This is a genomic window from Klebsiella sp. BDA134-6, assembly GCF_015601345.1.
Taxonomy (GTDB): domain Bacteria; phylum Pseudomonadota; class Gammaproteobacteria; order Enterobacterales; family Enterobacteriaceae; genus Klebsiella; species Klebsiella grimontii.
This window is the reverse complement of record NZ_CP064784.1, coordinates 2,847,842-2,866,506: the sequence shown is the minus strand read 5'-3', so window position 1 is coordinate 2,866,506 and position 18,665 is coordinate 2,847,842. Positions and strand designations below refer to the sequence as shown.

Genomic DNA, 18,665 nt, shown 5'->3' with positions numbered 1-18,665 from the left:
ACCTGACCAAGAGAAAATGAATATGAAATTATCTGCCCTGGCTATCGCGAGCACGCTGTTCAGCACGTCCGTTCTGGCTGCCCCTTTAACGCTGCAAACCTACAACCCGCAGGAAAACGCCATTTTCGCAGTGAACTCCACCCTCGCTTCCGGCCCGCATGAAGCGGTGCTGTTTGACGCCCAGTTTAGCGTTAAAGATGGCGAGAAGCTGGTTGAAATGATTCAGAAAAGCGGTAAAAAACTGACCCGCATTGTGATCACTTCCGGCGATCCGGATTTCTACTTCGGCCTCGAGCCGCTGGTGAAGGCCTTCCCGGACGCCAAAGTGGTGGCGACCGCGGAAGTGGTTAAACACATTAACGCCACCAGGGCGGCTAAACTGGCCTACTGGGGCCCACAGATGAAGGACGGCGCGCCGAAGCAGGTTTACGTCCCGCAAGCGCTGACGACAAATACCTTCACCATCGACGGCGAAAAAGTGGAGATCCGCCAGCCGCAAAATTACGCCGCCTATGTGTGGATCCCGGCGAATAAAGCCATTCTTGGCGGCACTGGTGTCGCGTGGGGAATGCACGTCTGGACCGCGGATACCCAAAGCGTGGAGAGCCGCCAGCAGTGGATACATACGCTCGACGAGATGGCCGCGTTGCATCCGCAGCAGGTGATCCCCGGCCATTACCTGGGTACGCCGCCCGCAGGCGACCGTGCGATTACGTTTACCCGCGATTATCTGACCCAGTTCGAGCAGGCGCTTAACGCGCACAAAAACTCCGCTGGCGTCATCAAGGCGATGAAACAGCGCTGGCCGGGACTGGCGGAAGAGAGTTCGCTGGATCTAAGCGCTAAAGTGAATACCGGCGAAATGAAGTGGTAATTCCGGCTATCGCGCGGGTATGCCGGCCGCGATCCGGCCGACATACCGCGGTCCGCTGAAGAGACTGTTCTTAATCTGCCGCCTCAACGTTGCTAATCCTGGTAAAATGGGCCACGCTGATTATCGCCGTGCTAAAAAATGTGCGGCGTACTTAAGGGTTAAATTTCGTCCGACACCCGTCGGGCTTGTCCTTGAAACCGACACAGGATAAAGGAGTAAGAATGAAATCGAACCAACAGGCACGTCATCTTCTCGGTCTGAACTACAAGCTTTCTCAGCAGAAAAAAGTGCTGCTGGAGGGCGATGCGGAAACCACGGTTAACCATGTTCGCGCCACCGGCCGCAAACGCCGCGGTGGCTAACTTTTCAGCTGAATGATGATAAAAACACCGTCCTTTCTACCGGATGGTGTTTTTTTAACGCTATCGTCCTCTTGTTTACCCTCCTTTGATGCCATCTGCCTTATACTCTGCACGCTGCCATTCCCTGCCAGCCCCCGCCTGTCGCCGCGCCCGGGCTGAAGCGATTATCAAGGAGTTAGTGCGATGCAATTCACCCATAAGAAAAACCGCTCTCTTTACATCCCTTACGCCGGCCCCGTGCTGCTTGAGTTTCCGCTGCTCAACAAAGGTAGCGCCTTCAGTATGGAAGAGCGCAGCAGCTTCAACCTGCTGGGTCTGCTGCCAGAAGTGGTCGAAACCATCGAAGAGCAAGCCGAACGCGCGTGGATCCAGTACCAGGGATTTAAAACCGAGATCGACAAACACATTTATCTGCGCAACATCCAGGACACCAACGAAACGCTGTTCTACCGTTTGGTCGGCAACCATCTCGAAGAGATGATGCCTGTTATCTATACCCCGACCGTCGGCGCCGCCTGCGAACGCTTTTCTGAGATCTATCGTCGCGCCCGCGGCGTGTTTATCTCTTATCAGAACCGCAATAACCTCGACGATATTCTGCAAAACGTGCCGAACCACAACGTCAAGGTGATAGTGATGACCGACGGCGAACGTATTCTCGGCCTCGGTGACCAGGGGATCGGCGGGATGGGCATTCCTATCGGCAAACTGTCGCTGTATACCACCTGTGGCGGTATCAGTCCGGCCTACACGCTGCCGGTGGTCCTGGACGTCGGTACCAACAACCAGCAGCTACTGGACGATCCGCTGTATATGGGCTGGCGTCACCCGCGTATTACCGACGACGAGTACTATCAGTTTGTTGACGACGTTATCCAGGCGATTAAAGCCCGCTGGCCGGACGTACTGCTGCAGTTCGAAGACTTCGCGCAGAAAAACGCCATGCCGCTGCTCAACCGCTATCGCCACGAAGTGTGCTCTTTTAACGATGATATCCAGGGCACAGCTGCGGTCACCGTCGGTACGCTGATCGCCGCCAGCCGCGGCGCGGGCAGCCAACTGAGCGAGCAGAAAATTGTCTTCCTCGGCGCCGGCTCCGCGGGCTGCGGTATCGCCGAGCAGATCGTCGCCCAAATCCAGCGCGAAGGGTTAAGCGAAGAGGAAGCCCGCAAGCGCGTGTTTATGGTTGACCGTTTCGGCCTGCTGACCGACGCCATGCCGAACCTGCTGCCGTTCCAGAGCAAACTGGTACAAAAGCGTGAGCATCTGCAAGCGTGGGATACCACGAATGATGTGCTGTCGTTGCTTGACGTGGTGCGCAACGTCAAACCGGACATCCTGATCGGCGTTTCCGGCCAGCCGGGTCTGTTCACCGAAGAGATTATCCGCGAGATGCATAAACACTGCCCGCGGCCAATCGTCATGCCGTTGTCCAACCCGACCTCCCGGGTGGAAGCCACGCCGCAAAACATCCTCAGCTGGACCGATGGCGCGGCGCTGGTTGCTACCGGCAGCCCGTTCGCCCCGGTCACGCTCAAAGGTAAACAGTACGTTATCGCTCAGTGCAATAACTCCTATATCTTCCCGGGAATTGGCCTCGGCGTGATCGCTTCGGGCGCGTCTCGCGTCACCGATGAAATGCTGATGGCCGCCAGCGAAACTCTGGCGAAACACTCGCCGCTGGTAAATAACGGCGAAGGCCCGGTTCTGCCGGAGCTGAAGAATATCCAGACCGTCTCGCAGGCGATTGCCTTCGCGGTCGGCAAAGTAGCGCAGGAACAAGGCGTGGCGGTGAAAACCTCAGCCGAAGCGCTGCTGCAGGCGATTGCCGATAACTTCTGGCAGCCGGAGTACCGCAGTTACCGCCGGACGTCGATTTAACCGGAAATCAGCCGTATAACGGGCCTGCTTTGCAGGCCTTTTTCTGTTCTTCATCTAGCCAAACTGCTTTTATCCCTCTACACTGCCAGCACCCATCAACTAACTGAATAGAAAAGGAGGATCCCATGTCGTACCGTGAAATGTTTTTTTCACGTGCATTTGGCGATCGCACCAGCTCAAGCGTTATCGGTATCGTGCTGCGATAACTTCAGCTTGAGCGAAGAAACCAAAGACTAAATCCCTTCCCTCGGGCTTACCGGGTTATCGTCAGCGATGTTTGACGAGGCATTCACATGCCTGTAACTCTTGAGTAAGTTCACAATGAGCACATTACTAACTGCACAATCTCTTCATGTTGATACGGCGTTTGGTCCGCTGTTCACTAACCTCTCCTTTACCCTGAAAAAAGGCGACCGCATTGGCCTGATTGGCTACAACGGCTGCGGAAAGAGTACCCTGCTACAGGTGTTGGACGGCACTATCGTGCCCAATTCGGGCAGCGTGGCGCTGGCCAATCACTGTCTGATGGCGCGAGTGGAACAGCATCTACCCGATACGCTGTTAGCGCAGCCTCTGCTGCAGGCGGTACTGGCGAAACTTCCCGTCCTTGAACGTGAGAGCCAGCGCTGGCAAGCAGAAAGGCTGCTGGCGGAGATGGGCTTTACGCCAGATGAGGTCCTGCAGCTGGCGTCAACGCTTAGCGGCGGTCAGCACACCCGGCTGCTGCTTGCCAGAGCGCTGATCCAGCAACCGGATCTCCTGCTGCTGGATGAGCCGGGAAACCACCTCGACCTGCCGACCCTCCTGTGGCTGGAAAGCTTCTTGCAGACCTGGCAGGGAAGCTTCGTTCTCGTGTCGCATGACAATATCCTATTGGATGCTGTAACTAATGCCAGTTGGATCCTGCGCGACAGAACCCTGCACGCCTTCTTCCTGCCCTGCAGCGCCGCCCGTCAGGCGCTGGAAGCCCAGGACGCCAGCGACGCGCTGCGCCATAAAGCGGAGCAAAAGGAGATCGACCGGGTCGCCGCCAGCGCCAAACGGCTGGCCATCTGGGGACGGACGTATGACAACGAAGATCTCTCGCGCAAAGCCAAGCAGATGGAAAAGCAGGTTCAGCGCCTGAAGGATAGCCAAACCGAGCTCACCGACGGAACGCCCTGGCGGCTGGCGCTGTGCGGCGACATGCTGCGGGCCGATCGACTGCTGGAGATGGAACAGCTCCCCGTTTCGCCCGCGCCGGGTCTGCCGGCCCTGTTCACTGCGGGCCTGGCGCGTCTGAAAAGCGGCGATCGGGTGGCGGTGATGGGACGTAACGGCTGCGGCAAGTCTTCGCTGCTGCGTCTGCTGTGGCGGCAAATGCAGCATGAAACGACGGAGCCCGGTCTGCGTCTGCATCCGCGGCTGAAGCCCGGTTACTACGACCAGACCCTGCATCAACTGGCGGATGGCGACACCCTTCTCGACGCGCTGGAGCCCTTTGAACCGGCGCCGGAGACGCGCAGGCGGGCGCTGATCTCCGCCGGGTTTAGCTGGGCGCGTCACGGGCAAAAGGTCGCCACCTTAAGCGGCGGCGAGCGTTCGCGCCTGCTGTTCGTCGGCCTGTCTCTGGCCCGCTATAGCCTGCTGCTGCTGGATGAGCCCACCAACCATTTAGATATGGATGGCAAAACGGCGCTGGCGGCGACGCTGAACGACTACCCCGGCGGCCTGCTGCTGGTCAGCCACGATCGCGAGCTCATCAACCACAGCTGCAATCGCTTCTGGCTTATCGACGAGCGCGGGCTAAGCGAATGGCAAAGCGCCGACGCGGTGTATGACGTTTTACGCGCCGCCGTTCGCCGTCCGCTGATAGAGGAGACGACGGTGAACAGGCGCGAAGCAGAGGACGATCATGATGCGCTGCTGGAGCGGTTAATCACGCTTGAGCAGCTGCTGGCCGACGATCTGGCGCGCAAGCCAAAACATCAAAAACCGCAGCTGCAGGCGCAGTGGCGTAAGGAGATGGCGACGATCAATACGAAATTAAGCTAAAAGAGGTTCTCCCGGCGCGGCGATTCGCGCCGGGAGATTATCCAGCGCGGGCCTGCTGCCGGCTAAACTGCTGCTCGGTCATCATCCGCCCCCACTGATCGCCCTGCCACTCTTTATGCAGCGTGAAGCCGAAGGATTCATATAGCCTGCGGGCGGCGTTCAGCCCGCTGAAGGTCCACAGCTGCACCGCAGAAAAGCCCTGGCTATCGCAAAAAGCCATCGCTTCATTCAGCAGACGGCGGCCAATGCCGCTTCCCCGACAGCTATCGTCGAGGATAAACCAGCGCAGGTGCGCTTGATTGTTACCGAGGTCTTCGCCGTCAATCGCCACCGATCCGACAATCTGCCCACCCTGAACGGCAAGCCAAACCCGGTTGCACGGTTTCTCAAGACGACCGGAAAACTCCGCCAGCCCGCTGGCCACCTTGCTCTCGAAAAAGTGACCAAATCCGTAGTGCTTCGCATAGTACTCGCCGTGCATCTGCGTAATGCGGCCAATCATTCCCGGACGAAAGCCGGTAACGATAGCAATCCTCATGGTTAAGTCGCTCATTTTAACTCCTCGTCAGAGCCAAGGGAGACAATGGCCTCCCTTGGTACCCCTTGTCATCAGGCACAACAACGATCGTTCCATGAATCACGATAGATACCTCCGTATACATCCAGGTAATTGCTTCATAACGCAATTCAAGCGTTTCAAGGTGAGTACTACTCATACCGTCAGGAGACAGGAATGGTGCGACCGTTGTGAACCTGACGTTTTCAAGAATGATATTGAAATACTCGGCCTCGATGCCCGATTCCAGAATGCGGTACATCTTAATTGTAGCCTTTTTCATGGTCCGGCCTTCACAGACCGCGCGGTACAGAAGTGGTGTTGTCTGATCAAATTCTTTCACTATGGTTATAGGGCGGTGAACGCGTGTACCTGTAAGTTTTCCCCAGCTCGGGTCAACCGGAATAGTGACACCGTGAGAGAATGATTTTAATTCGATTGAACCCAGGCGAAGTGGCATTTGGCAACTGCCAACAAGCGGCGAACCATTTTCATCTTCAAGCCATAAATGTGCGGGTATAGACATAAAATTTTCTTATAAATAAATTTCAAATAATGCTAAATTTTGCTGTTTTGATGATTACCATTTCACATATCGATAAAAAATAACGATCACAAAAATGCAGAATATGGGGACAGGCCATATTGGTCCGTCAGGAAAAATTTGAAAAAGGACAATTGCAAATAAAAGTGTCAATAAGGCAGGACCGTACATCGATATCAATGACCTGAATATCCGTCTGAAAAACCTTTTAATAAGACTCATCATGATTATCGAATCATCCTGGTGATGATGTTTGCAATCTCACCATCCGATACCCATTGTGCATTAAACGCTTCAGCTCGTTCAAACAATGGTTCTATCAGGAAGTACATCATCTCCAGCTCTTGTGCATATAGCGCTGAGTAGTACGCTGGACAATTAATAGCAAGACGACGCGCACTATCTGCTGCTTTCTGCACAACGCCATATAAACCAATAATCCCAACAATACCTCCCGCTCTTCGCCCTGCCAGTGCACTGAGTTCAAGACTTAAATTCATGCCTGCAGCGACAAATGATGCTGTTGCTAAAGCAAATCCTGTATTTGTGAGTGAACTTGCGGAAATATGAATATTTACTGCCATTAACAGTTGTTTGGATAGAGTACTCGCCGCTTCCGTGCATCCTGCAAAGCTCTTTCTGCTGTTTATCTGACAGCTTCGACTGCTTCCCCCGCAGTTTTCCTTTAGCCCAGGCGATGGCCATCTCTTCGCGCGTGCGAAGACGTATCAGGTCGTCTTCAAACTCGGCAAACGTCGCCAGCACATTAAAGAACATTATCGGTACGACCAGCGTGTCTCCCTGGCGAACTGCCGCCAGAGCCTGAGCCAGACCGGGGCGCTGGCGATTTGAACCGGTCAGTCCCTTATCGGTATAAATCCGGTCCGGAGAAACGCCCAGACCGACGAGGGCTTCCTGCTGTGCAGCCAGATCCTGGCGGTCAGTTGAACATCGGGCATAGCCAATACGTATTTCTGTCATAAATATGTACGTATAAGGGGCCGTGAAAGAGATTTATATCGTACCAGTGATATGAGACAACGTCAGCAGTGAGATTGACCGGGATCTTATTACCCGTGAAAAAAGCAATCCCGAGCGCATCGTCGCCACGCAGGGGCTGAAGAAAAGGACGCAGGGTAACGGAAATTTCGGCGGTTCCGGCGTAGTTCCCCGTATTGCCTCACTCTGCGGAGAATAAGGCGAAGAAAAAGCGACAGGCACCGGGCGATGCCTGTTTTTCCGCTTATTGCGGATTTTTCTCTTTCCAGGCATCCCATGCCGCTTTAATTTCCTGCTTCGCGGCGGCGGAATCGTTAAAGCCGTTCAGCTCCACTTTTTTACGCCCTTCCGGCAGCTGTTTGTAAACGCGGAAGAAAGCCTGCAAACGCTCCTGCTCAATTTTCGGCAGATCGCCGATCGCGTTGATGTCATCGTAGGTTGGGTCGATTTTGCTTGCCGGAACGGCAATGATTTTGTCGTCCTTCTCGCCGCCATCAATCATCTTGAGCACACCAATCGCGCGCAGCTTAATCAGCGTTCCCGGCGCCATCGGCGCGCGGGTGTAAAACACCACGTCCAGCGGATCGCCATCTCCTGCCAGAGATTGGGTCAGCGAGCCGTAGTTAGCCGGATAGGCCACCGGCATCGACTGAAAACGATCGGCGATCAGAAAGCCGGTTTTGGCGTCGGTTTCATATTTGATAATCCCGCCCGCGGGAATTTCGGTCACCGCATAAAACTCTTCAGGATTGTTTTTCGGCTGCGGGAAATCCAGTACGTTCTGCGCCTGAGCGGCAGCGGAAAGCAGAAGGCCTGAGGCAAGGAGTGTTTTTACCAGATGCATTGTATTGTCGCTCTCTCGTTATAAGAAATTGAAATACAGAACGATAGAGGCCGCAAATGAAGCGTGCATGACGTAACGATGACGGTAATGTGACGATAATTTCATTAATAAATCTGATTAAAAAAACGGCACATGAAACTCATCTCAGCCAGGAACTGCTATTATTCCCTTGATTTTGTGATGGTTTGAGCTAAACCTTAGCATGCGTAAAAAACAAAATTGTGTTAGTACGCTTATGTTCAATAAGGAGAACAGAATGAAAGCTGCTGTTGTCACGCAAGATCATCAGGTCAATGTTACGGAAAAAACGCTTCGTCCACTGCAACATGGCGAAGCCCTATTAAAAATGGATTGCTGCGGCGTATGCCACACCGACCTGCACGTCAAGAACGGCGATTTTGGCGATAAAACCGGGGTCATCCTTGGCCATGAAGGCGTGGGCGTCGTACAGCAGGTCGGTCCTGGCGTGCATTCTCTGAAGCCGGGCGATCGCGCCAGCGTCGCGTGGTTCTTCGAAGGCTGCGGGCATTGTGAATATTGTAACAGCGGCAACGAGACGCTGTGTCGCTCGGTGAAAAACGCCGGCTATACCGTCGATGGCGGTATGGCGGAAGAGTGCATCGTCATGGCCGATTATGCAGTCAAAGTGCCGGACGGGCTGGATTCAGCGGCGGCCAGCAGCATCACCTGCGCGGGCGTGACGACCTATAAAGCGGTAAAAGTCTCCCATATCAAACCCGGCCAGTGGATCGCCATCTATGGCCTCGGCGGCCTCGGCAACCTGGCGCTGCAGTACGCCAAAAACGTGTTTAACGCCAAAGTGATCGCCCTTGACGTTAACGATGAACAGCTGAAGCTGGCCGCGGAAATGGGCGCGGACCTGACCATCAACTCCCGCAGCGAAGACGCGGCCAAAATCATTCACGAGAAAACGGGCGGCGCGCATGCCGCAGTGGTCACCGCCGTCGCTAAAGCGGCGTTCAACTCAGCGGTAGACGCGGTTCGCGCCGGCGGACGCGTGGTGGCGGTAGGCCTGCCCCCGGAAGCGATGAGCCTGGACATTCCGCGTCTGGTCCTCGACGGAATTGAGGTGGTCGGTTCGCTGGTCGGCACCCGTCAGGATCTGACCGAAGCCTTCCAGTTCGCCGCAGAAGGTAAAGTCGTACCGAAAGTCACCCTGCGCCCGCTGGGCGATATCAACGCCATCTTTAAAGAGATGGAACAGGGGCAGATTCGCGGCCGTATGGTCATTGATTTCCGCCGCTAATCGTCGGACCTCTCCCCGCTGCGGGAGAGGTTTCATTTCCCCTTTACACGCATGGCCCCGTTGCGCAACCGTACATCATCACCAGCGGAAATAGCGGCACCAGCGGAATCAGGGCGATCTCTCCCAGCGGGCTAATGGTCTGCGTTGTATCGTTAATTGACACCACCACCGGGCTGGCAAGCCGATAAGCGTCATCCAGCTCATTGGGATCAACGGTTGACCAGAAACCGGTCGCTTTAAACAGCACGCCAAGATGCTCGTTGTCCAGTGCATTCGCTTTATATTGGTTGGTTAATAAAGTTTGTTGGCTCGCATCCAGCCTGCGCTTGTCGAGCACCACCAGATATTCCGCAACAACCTCATGCTGTTTCACGACAAAATTCACCCGTACGCCGGATGCGACCTTATTGAAGCGTTCGTAGAAAGTATTATAACGCTGGTACTCCTGCGGCACCCCTTTACGGAAGAATCGATAGCTGTATTTATTTGAATTGACAATGATGCCCGACTCAATAGGTTTAACCTTAATAATGGTATCGGTAGAAGGCAAATTGGGTGCACTGGTACAGCCCGCCAGCACCGTCACCGCCAACATCAGTAAATACTTCAGCATCGTTGCTATCCCTTTATTACGCTGACTATCTCTCAGCCATTAAATTATCCATCATGAGTTTCAGCTGAAAGGCATGGAAATACCAGCCCCTAAAAATCGATCAGGGTATAAATGCTTTTTATGCAAATGCTTAGCGCAAATCCTCACTTCCTTTGTTAAAACGCGCGCCCGATGATGACCAAACAATAGATAACAAAGGAATTCACCATGCACACCCGTTTTCGCCTGCCCGCGCTGGCGGCACTTTTTTTAAGCGGCGCCTTTTCCGCGTGGGCCGCCGATGCGCCGGTTAAAGGCGGCACGTTAATTTATCTGGAGCAACAGCCGCATACTAATCTTTATCCGCCGGCCGGCGGGTTCTATCCCAACGGCGGTATCCTGAATCAAATAACCGATAAGCTGACCTGGCAAAATCCCGAAACCCTACAAGTCGAACCCTGGATTGCCGAAAGCTGGAGCGTTAACGCCGATAAAACCGAATATACCTTTAAGATTCGCCCTGGCGTCACCTTCTCGGACGGAACCCCGCTTGACGCCAATGCGGTTGCCAAAAACTTTGATACCTACGGGCTTGGGAATAAAGCGCGCCGCCTACCGGTTTCCGAGGTGATTAATAATTACGATCGCAGCGAAGTCATCGATCCATTGACGATAAAATTCTACTTTAAAAAGCCCTCGCCGGGATTTCTGCAGGGCACCGCGACCATCGGCTCCGGACTGGTTTCCCTCAGCACCCTGGCGCGTAATTTTGAAGAGTTGGGGGACGCCCGCCATATTATTGGTTCCGGACCTTTTACGGTTAAAGATGAAAAACCGGGGCGTGAACTCACGCTGGTCGCGCGTAAAGATTATCAATGGGGGCCAAAAAGCCTCGCCCAGCAGGGACCAGCCAATCTCGACGGCATAACCTATATCGTCACCCCGGAGGATGGCGTGCGTATTGGCGCGCTGCTGGCGGGACAGGCCGATTTTATCCGCCAGGTGCAGGCCTACGATGAGAAGCAGGCCACCGATGCAGGCTTTAAAATCTATGCCGCTCCGACGCGCGGCGTCAACGATAGCCTGAGCTTCCGCCCGGATAACCCGCTGGTTGCCGACCTGCGCGTGCGCCAGGCGCTGCTGCACGCCACCAACGCGAAACAGGTGGTCGAAACCCTGTTCTCCGCCAACTATCCGCAGGCCACTTCCGTCATCGCCAGCAGCGCGGCCGGATACATAAACCTCAGTGATAAGCTGGCTTTCGATCCGGCCAAAGCGAAACAGCTGCTGGATGAGGCGGGCTGGAAACCGGCCGCCGACGGTATACGGGTAAAGGATGGTCAGCGCCTGGCGTTAACCGTCTATGAATCCCTGCCCCAGCCGCAAAACAAAGAGGTACTCCAGCTTATCGCCCAGCAGTGGCGTCAGGTCGGCGTTGCGCTGGCGGTCAAAGCCGGTGATGCCGGTAGCCGTACGCTGGACAGTCTCGACCCGTTGAAAACGCCGCTCACCGTGTCGGAAGTGGGCCGCGCCGACCCTGACGTGGTGAAAAGCATGTTCTTCCCCATTAACCGCGACGCGCTGCTGCAAAAAGGCGGCTCCAGCGACAAAGTGCAAAGCTTCCGCGACGATAAGCTCAACGCGCTGCTGACCGCGATCTCAGCCGAAGTCGAGCCGCAAAAACGCCTTCAGCTCACCGGCGACGCCCAGCGCTACCTGCTGGATAACGCCTACGTGATCCCGATATTTGAAGAGCCGCAGGTCTTTGCCGGCGCCCCCTGGGTGAAAGGCGTCAGTTTTGAAGCGGTAGGCCGCCCGTCGTTCTACGGCGCGTGGCTGGAAAAGCACTAAGGAGCCCGCGATGAGCCACTATCTTCTGCGGCGCTCCGGCCAGGGACTACTGGTGCTGTGGGCGGCGTTTACTCTCTCCTTCGTCCTGTTACAGGTGCTGCCCGGCGATGCGGTACTGATCAAGTTTCAGAACCCGGATCTGGGACTGAGCCCCGAGCAGATCGCCGAAATGCGCCTCGCCTACGGGGCCGATAGCCCGCTGTGGAAGCAGTATTTCCACACGCTATGGGCCATGCTACGGGGCGATTTTGGCTATTCGCTGCAGGCCGGGCTGCCGGTCAGCGCGCTTATCGCCAGCAACCTGCCGGAGACATTAAGCCTGGCGCTGCCCGCCTTTGCGCTGGCGGTGGCGCTGGCGTTCACCCTCGCCTTCGCCTCACGGCTGCCGGGTTTGCGCTGGCTGAGCAACACGCTGCAATCGCTGCCGGTGCTGTTTATCTCGCTGCCAACGTTTTGGCTCGGGATCGCCCTGATTCAGCTTTTCTCCTTTCAGCTGCGCTGGATCCCGGTGATCAACCCGGGTCCGGTTGAGGGCTTGATTTTGCCCATTATTGCCGTCGCGGTGCCAATTTCCGCCCCGCTGGCGCAAATCCTGATGCGCAGTCTGGATCAGGTCGCCGCACAGCCATTTGTCGCCGTTGCCCGTGCCAAAGGCCTGAGCGAAACGGGCGTTCTGTGGCGGCACGTTACCGGCAACGCCCTGCTGCCGGTACTCAATATTGCCGGTCTGCTGCTGGGGGAACTGATCGCCGGCGCGCTGATTACCGAAACCGTGTTTGGTCGCGGCGGTCTGGGACTGCTGACGCAGCAGGCCGTCAATAATCAGGATATCGCGGTGCTGCAGGCGGTGGTGATGATCTCTGCCCTCGGTTTCGTACTGATTAACCTGCTGGTCGACCTGCTGATGCCGCTGTTCGACCCGCGCCTGAAAACCGTTATCGGAGGTGCCGTATGAGCCTGGTGGATTACGCAATCGCCGCGCGACGCCGCAGGATAAACTGGCGTACGCTGCGCGTTCAGCCCGGCCTGCTGCTGGCCTGGGCGATAACGATCGTTGCCGCGCTGATGGCGATCGCCCCGCAGCTGTTTACCGCTTATAACCCGCTGGAGGGACTTCCCGGCGCCCAGCGGCTGGCGCCGCAGGCCGGCCACTGGTTGGGCACCGACCAGCTGGGTCGGGATCTGTGGAGCCGCATCGTTTACGGCGCCGTGCATTCCCTCTCCGCCGCGCTGGCGGCGGTGGCGATCGGCCTGTTCATCGGTACCGCGCTGGGCACCCTGGCCGGTGCGCTGGCGGGACGCGTGGAGTCGGCGATCATGCGACTGGTTGACGTGCTGCTGGCGATCCCCGCTTTGTTATTGTCGCTGACGGTCATCATCCTGCTCGGTTTCGGCACCCTTAACGCCGCCGTCGCGGTCGGCGTCGCGGCAATAGCCAGCTTTGCCCGCCTGGCACGAGCGGAAGTGGTTCGCATGCGCCACAGCGACTTCGTCGAAGCGGCGTACGGCAGCGGCGGCACTTTTTTCGCCGTTTTCTGGCGGCATATTCTGCCCAATTCGCTCACTGCGGTACTGGCTTTTGCCACCCTCCAGTTCGGTCAGGCCATTCTGGCGCTCTCAACCCTGAGTTTTCTCGGCTACGGCACGCCGCCGCCGGTACCGGAGTGGGGGCTGCTGATCGCTGAGGGCCGGAACTATCTCTCCACCGCCTGGTGGCTTACCACCCTTCCCGGCCTTGTGGTGATCGCCGTAGTGCTCGCCGCCAACCGCATCAGCCGTCAATTTAGCGGAGAACGCCCATGAATGTTTTGACCGTCGAGAATCTGCGCATCAGCTATCGTTCGCAGCGCGAATGGCGCGAAGTGGTGCACGACGTCAGTTTTGCGGTAAAACGCGGCGAAATGCTGGCGTTCGTCGGCGAATCCGGTTCGGGTAAAACCACCACCGCGCAGGCGATTATCGGCCTGCTGGCGGATAACGCGCGCCGGGACAGCGGGCGCATCTCGATTAACGGCGAAGATATCAGCGGCTGGTCCGCCAAACGCCTCGACGGCCTTCGCGGCGCGCGGATTAGTCTGGTGCCTCAGGATCCGGGCAACTCCCTGAATCCGGTAAAAACTATCGGCGCTCAGGTGGGCGAAATTCTGCGCCTGCATCAGCAAAGCAGCGCCGCAGAGCGTAAAGCGCAGGTGCTGGCGCTACTGGCGAAGGTTGGGCTGAGCCACCCGGAACAGCGCATCGATCAATATCCTCACCAGCTTTCAGGTGGTATGAAGCAGCGGGTGCTGATCGCTATCGCCATCGCCCTGAAACCCGATTTAATCATTGCCGATGAGCCCACCAGCGCCCTCGACGTGACGGTACAAAAACGGATCCTCGACCTGTTGGACACGCTGCGCCGGGAGTCCGGTACGGCGGTGCTGTTCGTCACTCACGATCTGGCGCTGGCGGCGGAACGCGCCGACCGACTGTTGGTCTTTCGCCACGGCGAAATTCAGGAACAGGGCGCGACCGTCGATGTGGTGCGCACGCCGCAGCACGCCTATACCCGCCAGCTGCTCAGCGATCTCCAGGGTTCGACGCTGACCATCCCCCCGGCCAGCGGGCGCGTGCTGGCGACCCCGGCGATCCGCGTAGAGGGCATCAGCAAGCGTTTTTCGCTAGGCCGCGCGCATTTACAGGCGCTGGACGCCGTGAGTTTCGAGGTGAAACGGGGCAGCACCCACGCGCTAGTCGGTGAGTCCGGCTCCGGCAAAACCACCCTTGCGCGGATCCTGCTGGGGTTCGAAAAGGCCGATGTTGGCCATATCGCTATTGACGGTATTGATGCCGGGCATCTCAGCCGCGAGGCGCTCCGCCAGCTGCGGCGTAAAATACAGTTCGTCTACCAGAACCCCTTTGCGTCCCTGGATCCGCGGCAAACGCTGTTTGAGATTATCGAAGAGCCGCTAAAAAACTTTGACCGACTCAACGCCGAGACGAGACGCCAGCGCGTGGAATCGGTCGCCGCCCGCGTGGCGCTCGCGCCGGAGCTGCTGTGGCGTACCGCCCGCGAGCTATCCGGCGGCCAGCGTCAGCGGGTGGCCATCGCCCGCGCGCTTATCCTTGAGCCAACGATCCTGGTGCTGGATGAAGCGACCTCAGCGCTGGACGTCACGGTGCAGGCGCAAATTCTCGCCCTGCTGCAGCAGCTTCAGCAGCAGCTCGGGCTGAGCTATCTGTTTATCACTCACGATTTGGCGACGGTGCGCCGTATCGCCCACAGCGTGACGGTGCTGCGGGCGGGCCAGGTGGTTGAACATGGGGATGTCAGCCGTCTGTTCAGCGCCCCGCAGCATCACTATACCCGCGAGCTTATCGCCGCGATTCCCCACTTTTCATCCCTGAGCAAGGAGGTTGCATGACGCGTAAACGACTGGGCTTTTTCACCCGCCTGCTGGACCACGCCACGCCCAAAGAGCGCTATCGGCTGGCCACCGAGCAAATTCGCCACGCCGAACGCCTTGGGTTCGACAGCGCGTGGATTGCGCAGCACCATTTTCATGAGCACGAAGGCGGCCTGCCATCGCCGCTGGTTTTTCTCGCCCATGCGGCAGCGCACACTGAACGCATCCGTCTGGGAACCGCTATTATCACTCTGCCGATGGAAAACCCGCTACGGGTGGCGGAGGATGCGGCGGTGCTGGATCTGCTCGCCGATGGGCGGCTGGAGGTGGGCTTCGGCTCCGGCGGTACCCCCACCTCGTTTTTACCCTTCGGCCTGACGATCGACCAGCGCAGCGCGGTGTTCGCCGAGCACCTGCATCTGATTCAAAGCGCCTGGCGCGGAGATTCGCTCGCCCATCCGGATAATCATCTTTACCCTCCGGCGCCGCAGCTGGCGGAACGTATCTGGATTGCCACATTTTCCGTCGACGGCGCGGTCCGCGCCGCGCAGGCCGGACATGGACTGATGCTCTCGCGAACCCAGCCGCGCCCGTCCGGGCAACCGATGCTGCCGCTGGACGCGATTCAGAATCCGATTATCGACGCCTATCTCGCCGCGCTGCCCGCGGGCGTCGCGCCGCGGATCCTCGCCTCGCGTACCGCTTTCGTCGCCGACAGTCAGGAGTACGCGCTACAGGTCGCCGAACCCGGTTTACGCCGGCAGGCAGCCCAACATCGCGCCGCCGGCCATGAAATTATTGGTGACACTGTCACCGAATTTCTACCGCAGCTTGACGCTCACGTTGGCGACCCCTCACACGTCGCCGCCTCGCTGGCGCGGGATAGCGTGCTGCGGCGGGTGACCGATATTTCGTTTCAGGTGCACTCCGTTGAACCGTCGCACCGGGACACGCTGCGTTCCCTTGAGCTGATCGCTCAGCACATTGCCCCTTCAGTTACATAAGGAGTCACCATGACGCTAAGTCAGGATATATTGGCCGAACTGGCAGAGATTGCCCCCGATTCCGCTTTAGCCGCGGCGCGCGCCGTGCGCGAGGCGGCCACCCGCCACGCTCAGGGAAGCTATGAAACACTGTTTGGTCAGCAGGATAACGACTTTCCGCTCGATGAGCGTTTTGCCGTTGCCGCCAGGGTCGCTAAGCTGCATGAGAGCGATGCGCTGGCGGCCCACTATGCCGGTTTTGGTATCGCCGACCCCACATCCCCGCGGCTGGCCCCGGCGCTGGCCTTTGCCCGACTGTTAACCTTTACGCCTGTGGAGGCCACGCCATCGCCGCTGGAGGCGTTAATCCGCGCCGGTTGGACCCTGCGCGGCATCGTCACCCTCGCCCAGCTTATCGCCTTTGTCAGCTTCCAGAGTCGGCTGGTCACCGGGCTGCGCCTGCTTAACGGCAAAAGCATTACTGTCGCACAAACCCCGGTCGCGGCTGGATTCTGGCATACCTCGCCGCAAACCCTCAGCGGTAAGCGCGCGCCAGTGCGATTTACCCGCGACGAACTGCACTGGGAGCCCTGGCTGGCGGCTAAACCGCTGGCGGAGTTTACCCCGGATGAGCAGGCGCTGCTGGCGAAGTTCGGCCATAGCGATTCCCCCTATTTCCGCCTGCTGGCGCGCAACCAGCCGGTACTGGAGCAGCGTACGTTAACCGACAAAGGGATTTTTTATACTCCCGGCGGCCTGCCGCGCGCCGAACGCGAGCTGGCGGCGACGGTGGCGAGCAAAGTTAACGGCTGTATTTATTGCGCGTCGGTGCATGCGCGCAAGGCCGCGCAGCTGGCTAAGGATGAAACGGCGGTAGAAACGCTGCTGGCGGTGACGCCCGGAGAGAACCTAAGCGACGGGCAGACGCCGGGCTGGCAGGCGCAAATCGATTTCGCCGCCGCGATTTCCGTTACCCCGCCCGCCCTGGGCGCCGGACACCTTGCCGCGGTCGAACAGCAGGGCCTGGATACGCTCGCTCAGCTGGATTTACTGCAATCGGCAGCGTTCTTCGCCTGGGCCAACCGTTTAATGTTGACCCTCGGCGAACCCTGGCAGGAGTAAATGAATCAGGCCGGACGCTGCTGATAGCGGGCATAAATCAGCAGCGAACTGAGGGCAAGAAACGAGAGCAGAGCGGCCGGTAAGGCAACGGAACGCCAGCCAAAATCGGCCGTAATCATCATTCCGCCAAACAGCGCGCCGATGGCGCTACCGAGATTAAAGGCTATCTGACCGCCCGCCGCGCCCAGCATCTCGCCGCCTTTGGCGTTTTGCAGCAGCAGAATTTGCAGCGGCGCCGACAGGGCGAACAGCGCCGCGCAGCAAATAAACGCCAGGGTTAATGAGGCGGCTTTATGCTCAGCCAGCAGAAAGATCAATAATAAGGTCACCACAATAACGCCATCGGTAACGGCGGCAATACGCAGCGGGCTGAAGCGAACGGAAACTTTACCGCTAAAGAGATTTCCGAGAACCATCCCGAGGCCCACCAGCATCATAATGAATATCATGGCGCTCTCACCGAAACCGGAGACGTTAATCATAAACGGCTTAATATAGCTAAACCATGCGAATACGCCGGCATTGCCGAACATCGTGGCGGCAAAAATTAACCACGGCGCGGGCGATTTTAAAAAACAGAACTGCGAGCGCAGGCGCGCCGTGGATTTATCAAACAGCGTGGGCACCCACCAGGCGATGGATACCAGCACCGCGATATCAAACACCGCAATCGCCAGAAAAGTATAGCGCCAGCTAAACTGATGGCCGAGCCAGGTCCCGGCGGGCACCCCCAGCAAATTGGCGACCGTCATCCCGGCGATCATCCCCGCCACCGCCGCCGTCACCTTTCCTGGCGGGGCGATTTTTGACAGGATAATCGCCCCTACGCCAAAAAATGCGCCGTGCGGAAAGCCGGAGATCAGACGGCCCAACGCCAGCATCGAATAGCTGGAAGATAAAGTGAAGATGGCATTGCCGATAACGCACAGCGCCACGAGAAACAGCATAACCGACTTTAACGAAAAGCGGCTGGAGAACAGCGCCATCACCGGCGCGCCGATCACCACGCCAAAGGCATAATATGAGATCATATTGCCCGCGGCGGGAATAGATATGCCGACATCATGAGCGATTTCAGGTAATACGCCCATAATGCCAAACTCCGCCATCCCGAGACCAAAGGTGCCAAGCGCTAACGAAAAAATAGTCTTTTTCATACAACTAATCACTTGTTATAAAATATACTGGCGGCATTATTGTGCATTATCAAACGGCAGACCAGATAAAAACGCCGGGTGGCATATTTATCCATAAAACGGCGCGGTTATTTCATAAGCTTATTCGCAAGTCGGTTATTAATTGCGCATTATCTCAAGGTACTCATTATTTCGAAGGTCGGATTACCATAAAAGCGATCGCCAGGACATTCT

General features: G+C 57.4%; 16 protein-coding genes and 3 pseudogenes. 11 read left to right on the top strand and 8 right to left on the bottom strand.

All coding sequences use genetic code 11. The features are described from left to right. Window positions 1–22 precede the first annotated feature (22 nt). The 4 genes from IYV58_RS13220 (at window position 23) to IYV58_RS13205 (ending at window position 5,151) form a co-directional block, all read left to right on the top strand. Entirely contained in the window at window positions 23–874 is an 852-nt protein-coding gene (locus IYV58_RS13220; protein WP_004120584.1) for a Vmh family MBL fold metallo-hydrolase, read from the top strand. Window positions 875–1,095: 221 nt separating this feature from the next. Beyond that, window positions 1,096–1,236 carry a stationary-phase-induced ribosome-associated protein gene (gene sra / locus IYV58_RS13215; RefSeq protein WP_004101955.1) on the top strand — a complete coding sequence of 47 codons (141 nt, stop codon included), beginning with the start codon at window positions 1,096–1,098 and terminating at the stop codon, window positions 1,234–1,236. Window positions 1,237–1,419: 183 nt separating this feature from the next. Continuing rightward, window positions 1,420–3,117 carry an NAD-dependent malic enzyme gene (locus IYV58_RS13210; protein ID WP_112165121.1) on the top strand — a complete coding sequence of 566 codons (1,698 nt, stop codon included), beginning with the start codon at window positions 1,420–1,422 and terminating at the stop codon, window positions 3,115–3,117. A gap of 321 nt (window positions 3,118–3,438) precedes the next feature. Next, window positions 3,439–5,151, top strand: coding sequence for an ABC-F family ATP-binding cassette domain-containing protein (locus tag IYV58_RS13205; RefSeq protein ID WP_195729672.1), 1,713 nt, complete (start codon window positions 3,439–3,441; stop codon window positions 5,149–5,151). 37 nt (window positions 5,152–5,188) lie between these two features. Here the strand turns inward: IYV58_RS13205 and IYV58_RS13200 are convergent. The 6 genes and pseudogenes from IYV58_RS13200 to IYV58_RS13180 all read right to left on the bottom strand — a co-directional run. Further along, window positions 5,189–5,683: pseudogene (locus tag IYV58_RS13200) on the bottom strand (GNAT family N-acetyltransferase); the annotation flags it as partial. 77 nt (window positions 5,684–5,760) lie between these two features. Further along, window positions 5,761–6,233: pseudogene (locus IYV58_RS13195) on the bottom strand (Hcp family type VI secretion system effector). A gap of 54 nt (window positions 6,234–6,287) precedes the next feature. Further along, complete coding sequence (locus tag IYV58_RS28325) at window positions 6,288–6,476, bottom strand: hypothetical protein (protein ID WP_049113377.1); 189 nt, start codon at window positions 6,474–6,476, stop codon at window positions 6,288–6,290. 2 nt (window positions 6,477–6,478) lie between these two features. Next, window positions 6,479–6,847: pseudogene (locus IYV58_RS13190) on the bottom strand (hypothetical protein); the annotation flags it as partial. Next, the gene (locus IYV58_RS13185; protein WP_227676916.1) at window positions 6,735–7,232 is read right to left on the bottom strand and encodes a recombinase family protein; all 498 of its coding nucleotides are present in this window, start codon (window positions 7,230–7,232) and stop codon (window positions 6,735–6,737) included. The gene IYV58_RS13185 and the pseudogene IYV58_RS13190, both read right to left, overlap by 113 nt. A gap of 262 nt (window positions 7,233–7,494) precedes the next feature. After that, window positions 7,495–8,094, bottom strand: coding sequence for an inorganic diphosphatase (locus IYV58_RS13180; RefSeq protein WP_123828081.1), 600 nt, complete (start codon window positions 8,092–8,094; stop codon window positions 7,495–7,497). 256 nt (window positions 8,095–8,350) lie between these two features. Between IYV58_RS13180 and adhP the strand changes: the two genes are divergently transcribed. Next, on the top strand, window positions 8,351–9,361 hold the full coding sequence (gene adhP / locus IYV58_RS13175) for an alcohol dehydrogenase AdhP (RefSeq protein WP_004120604.1): 1,011 nt from the start codon (window positions 8,351–8,353) through the stop codon (window positions 9,359–9,361). A gap of 43 nt (window positions 9,362–9,404) precedes the next feature. Here the strand turns inward: adhP and IYV58_RS13170 are convergent, their stop codons facing one another. After that, window positions 9,405–9,974 (bottom strand): hypothetical protein, encoded by a 570-nt coding sequence (locus IYV58_RS13170; RefSeq protein WP_195729671.1) that lies wholly within the window; start codon window positions 9,972–9,974, stop codon window positions 9,405–9,407. A 207-nt stretch (window positions 9,975–10,181) separates the two neighbouring features. Here IYV58_RS13170 and IYV58_RS13165 point away from each other — a divergent pair, with 207 nt between their 5' ends. The 6 genes from IYV58_RS13165 to IYV58_RS13140 are packed head-to-tail and all read left to right on the top strand — an operon-like array spanning window position 10,182 to window position 17,295. Continuing rightward, a complete protein-coding gene (locus IYV58_RS13165) occupies window positions 10,182–11,804 on the top strand; it encodes a TIGR04028 family ABC transporter substrate-binding protein (RefSeq protein WP_142469986.1) in 1,623 nt (540 codons plus the stop codon). A gap of 10 nt (window positions 11,805–11,814) precedes the next feature. Continuing rightward, window positions 11,815–12,759: an ABC transporter permease gene (locus IYV58_RS13160; protein WP_087829368.1), complete on the top strand. Its 945-nt coding sequence runs from the start codon at window positions 11,815–11,817 to the stop codon at window positions 12,757–12,759. Beyond that, window positions 12,756–13,607 (top strand): ABC transporter permease, encoded by an 852-nt coding sequence (locus tag IYV58_RS13155; protein ID WP_195729670.1) that lies wholly within the window; start codon window positions 12,756–12,758, stop codon window positions 13,605–13,607. The genes IYV58_RS13160 and IYV58_RS13155 overlap by 4 nt, the downstream gene beginning before the upstream one ends. Further along, entirely contained in the window at window positions 13,604–15,208 is a 1,605-nt protein-coding gene (locus IYV58_RS13150) for a dipeptide ABC transporter ATP-binding protein (protein WP_087829369.1), read from the top strand. The genes IYV58_RS13155 and IYV58_RS13150 overlap by 4 nt, the downstream gene beginning before the upstream one ends. Beyond that, window positions 15,205–16,194, top strand: a complete 990-nt coding sequence (locus IYV58_RS13145) for a putative FMN-dependent luciferase-like monooxygenase (RefSeq protein WP_112165130.1) — start codon at window positions 15,205–15,207, stop codon at window positions 16,192–16,194. Before IYV58_RS13150 ends, IYV58_RS13145 begins: the two co-directional genes overlap by 4 nt. A 9-nt stretch (window positions 16,195–16,203) precedes the next feature. Next, entirely contained in the window at window positions 16,204–17,295 is a 1,092-nt protein-coding gene (locus tag IYV58_RS13140) for an alkylhydroperoxidase domain protein (RefSeq protein WP_112165132.1), read from the top strand. Window positions 17,296–17,300: 5 nt separating this feature from the next. Here the strand turns inward: IYV58_RS13140 and araJ are convergent, their stop codons facing one another. Next, the gene (gene araJ / locus IYV58_RS13135) at window positions 17,301–18,452 is read right to left on the bottom strand and encodes an MFS transporter AraJ (RefSeq protein ID WP_112165134.1); all 1,152 of its coding nucleotides are present in this window, start codon (window positions 18,450–18,452) and stop codon (window positions 17,301–17,303) included. Window positions 18,453–18,665 lie beyond the last annotated feature (213 nt).

Excerpts from the sequence above, each read along its gene's own strand:
- adhP (WP_004120604.1), top strand. The coding sequence starts at position 8,351 with ATGAAAGCTGCTGTTGTCACGCAAGATCATCAGGTCAATGTTACGGAA.
- IYV58_RS13145 (WP_112165130.1), top strand. The coding sequence starts at position 15,205 with ATGACGCGTAAACGACTGGGCTTTTTCACCCGCCTGCTGGACCACGCC.
- IYV58_RS13160 (WP_087829368.1), top strand. The coding sequence starts at position 11,815 with ATGAGCCACTATCTTCTGCGGCGCTCCGGCCAGGGACTACTGGTGCTG.
- IYV58_RS28325 (WP_049113377.1), bottom strand. The coding sequence starts at position 6,476 with ATGATGAGTCTTATTAAAAGGTTTTTCAGACGGATATTCAGGTCATTG.
- IYV58_RS13150 (WP_087829369.1), top strand. The coding sequence starts at position 13,604 with ATGAATGTTTTGACCGTCGAGAATCTGCGCATCAGCTATCGTTCGCAG.
- IYV58_RS13140 (WP_112165132.1), top strand. The coding sequence starts at position 16,204 with ATGACGCTAAGTCAGGATATATTGGCCGAACTGGCAGAGATTGCCCCC.
- IYV58_RS13165 (WP_142469986.1), top strand. The coding sequence starts at position 10,182 with ATGCACACCCGTTTTCGCCTGCCCGCGCTGGCGGCACTTTTTTTAAGC.
- IYV58_RS13155 (WP_195729670.1), top strand. The coding sequence starts at position 12,756 with ATGAGCCTGGTGGATTACGCAATCGCCGCGCGACGCCGCAGGATAAAC.
- IYV58_RS13180 (WP_123828081.1), bottom strand. The coding sequence starts at position 8,094 with ATGCATCTGGTAAAAACACTCCTTGCCTCAGGCCTTCTGCTTTCCGCT.
- sra (WP_004101955.1), top strand. The coding sequence starts at position 1,096 with ATGAAATCGAACCAACAGGCACGTCATCTTCTCGGTCTGAACTACAAG.
- IYV58_RS13170 (WP_195729671.1), bottom strand. The coding sequence starts at position 9,974 with ATGCTGAAGTATTTACTGATGTTGGCGGTGACGGTGCTGGCGGGCTGT.
- IYV58_RS13220 (WP_004120584.1), top strand. The coding sequence starts at position 23 with ATGAAATTATCTGCCCTGGCTATCGCGAGCACGCTGTTCAGCACGTCC.
- araJ (WP_112165134.1), bottom strand. The coding sequence starts at position 18,452 with ATGAAAAAGACTATTTTTTCGTTAGCGCTTGGCACCTTTGGTCTCGGG.
- IYV58_RS13185 (WP_227676916.1), bottom strand. The coding sequence starts at position 7,232 with ATGACAGAAATACGTATTGGCTATGCCCGATGTTCAACTGACCGCCAG.
- IYV58_RS13210 (WP_112165121.1), top strand. The coding sequence starts at position 1,420 with ATGCAATTCACCCATAAGAAAAACCGCTCTCTTTACATCCCTTACGCC.
- IYV58_RS13205 (WP_195729672.1), top strand. The coding sequence starts at position 3,439 with ATGAGCACATTACTAACTGCACAATCTCTTCATGTTGATACGGCGTTT.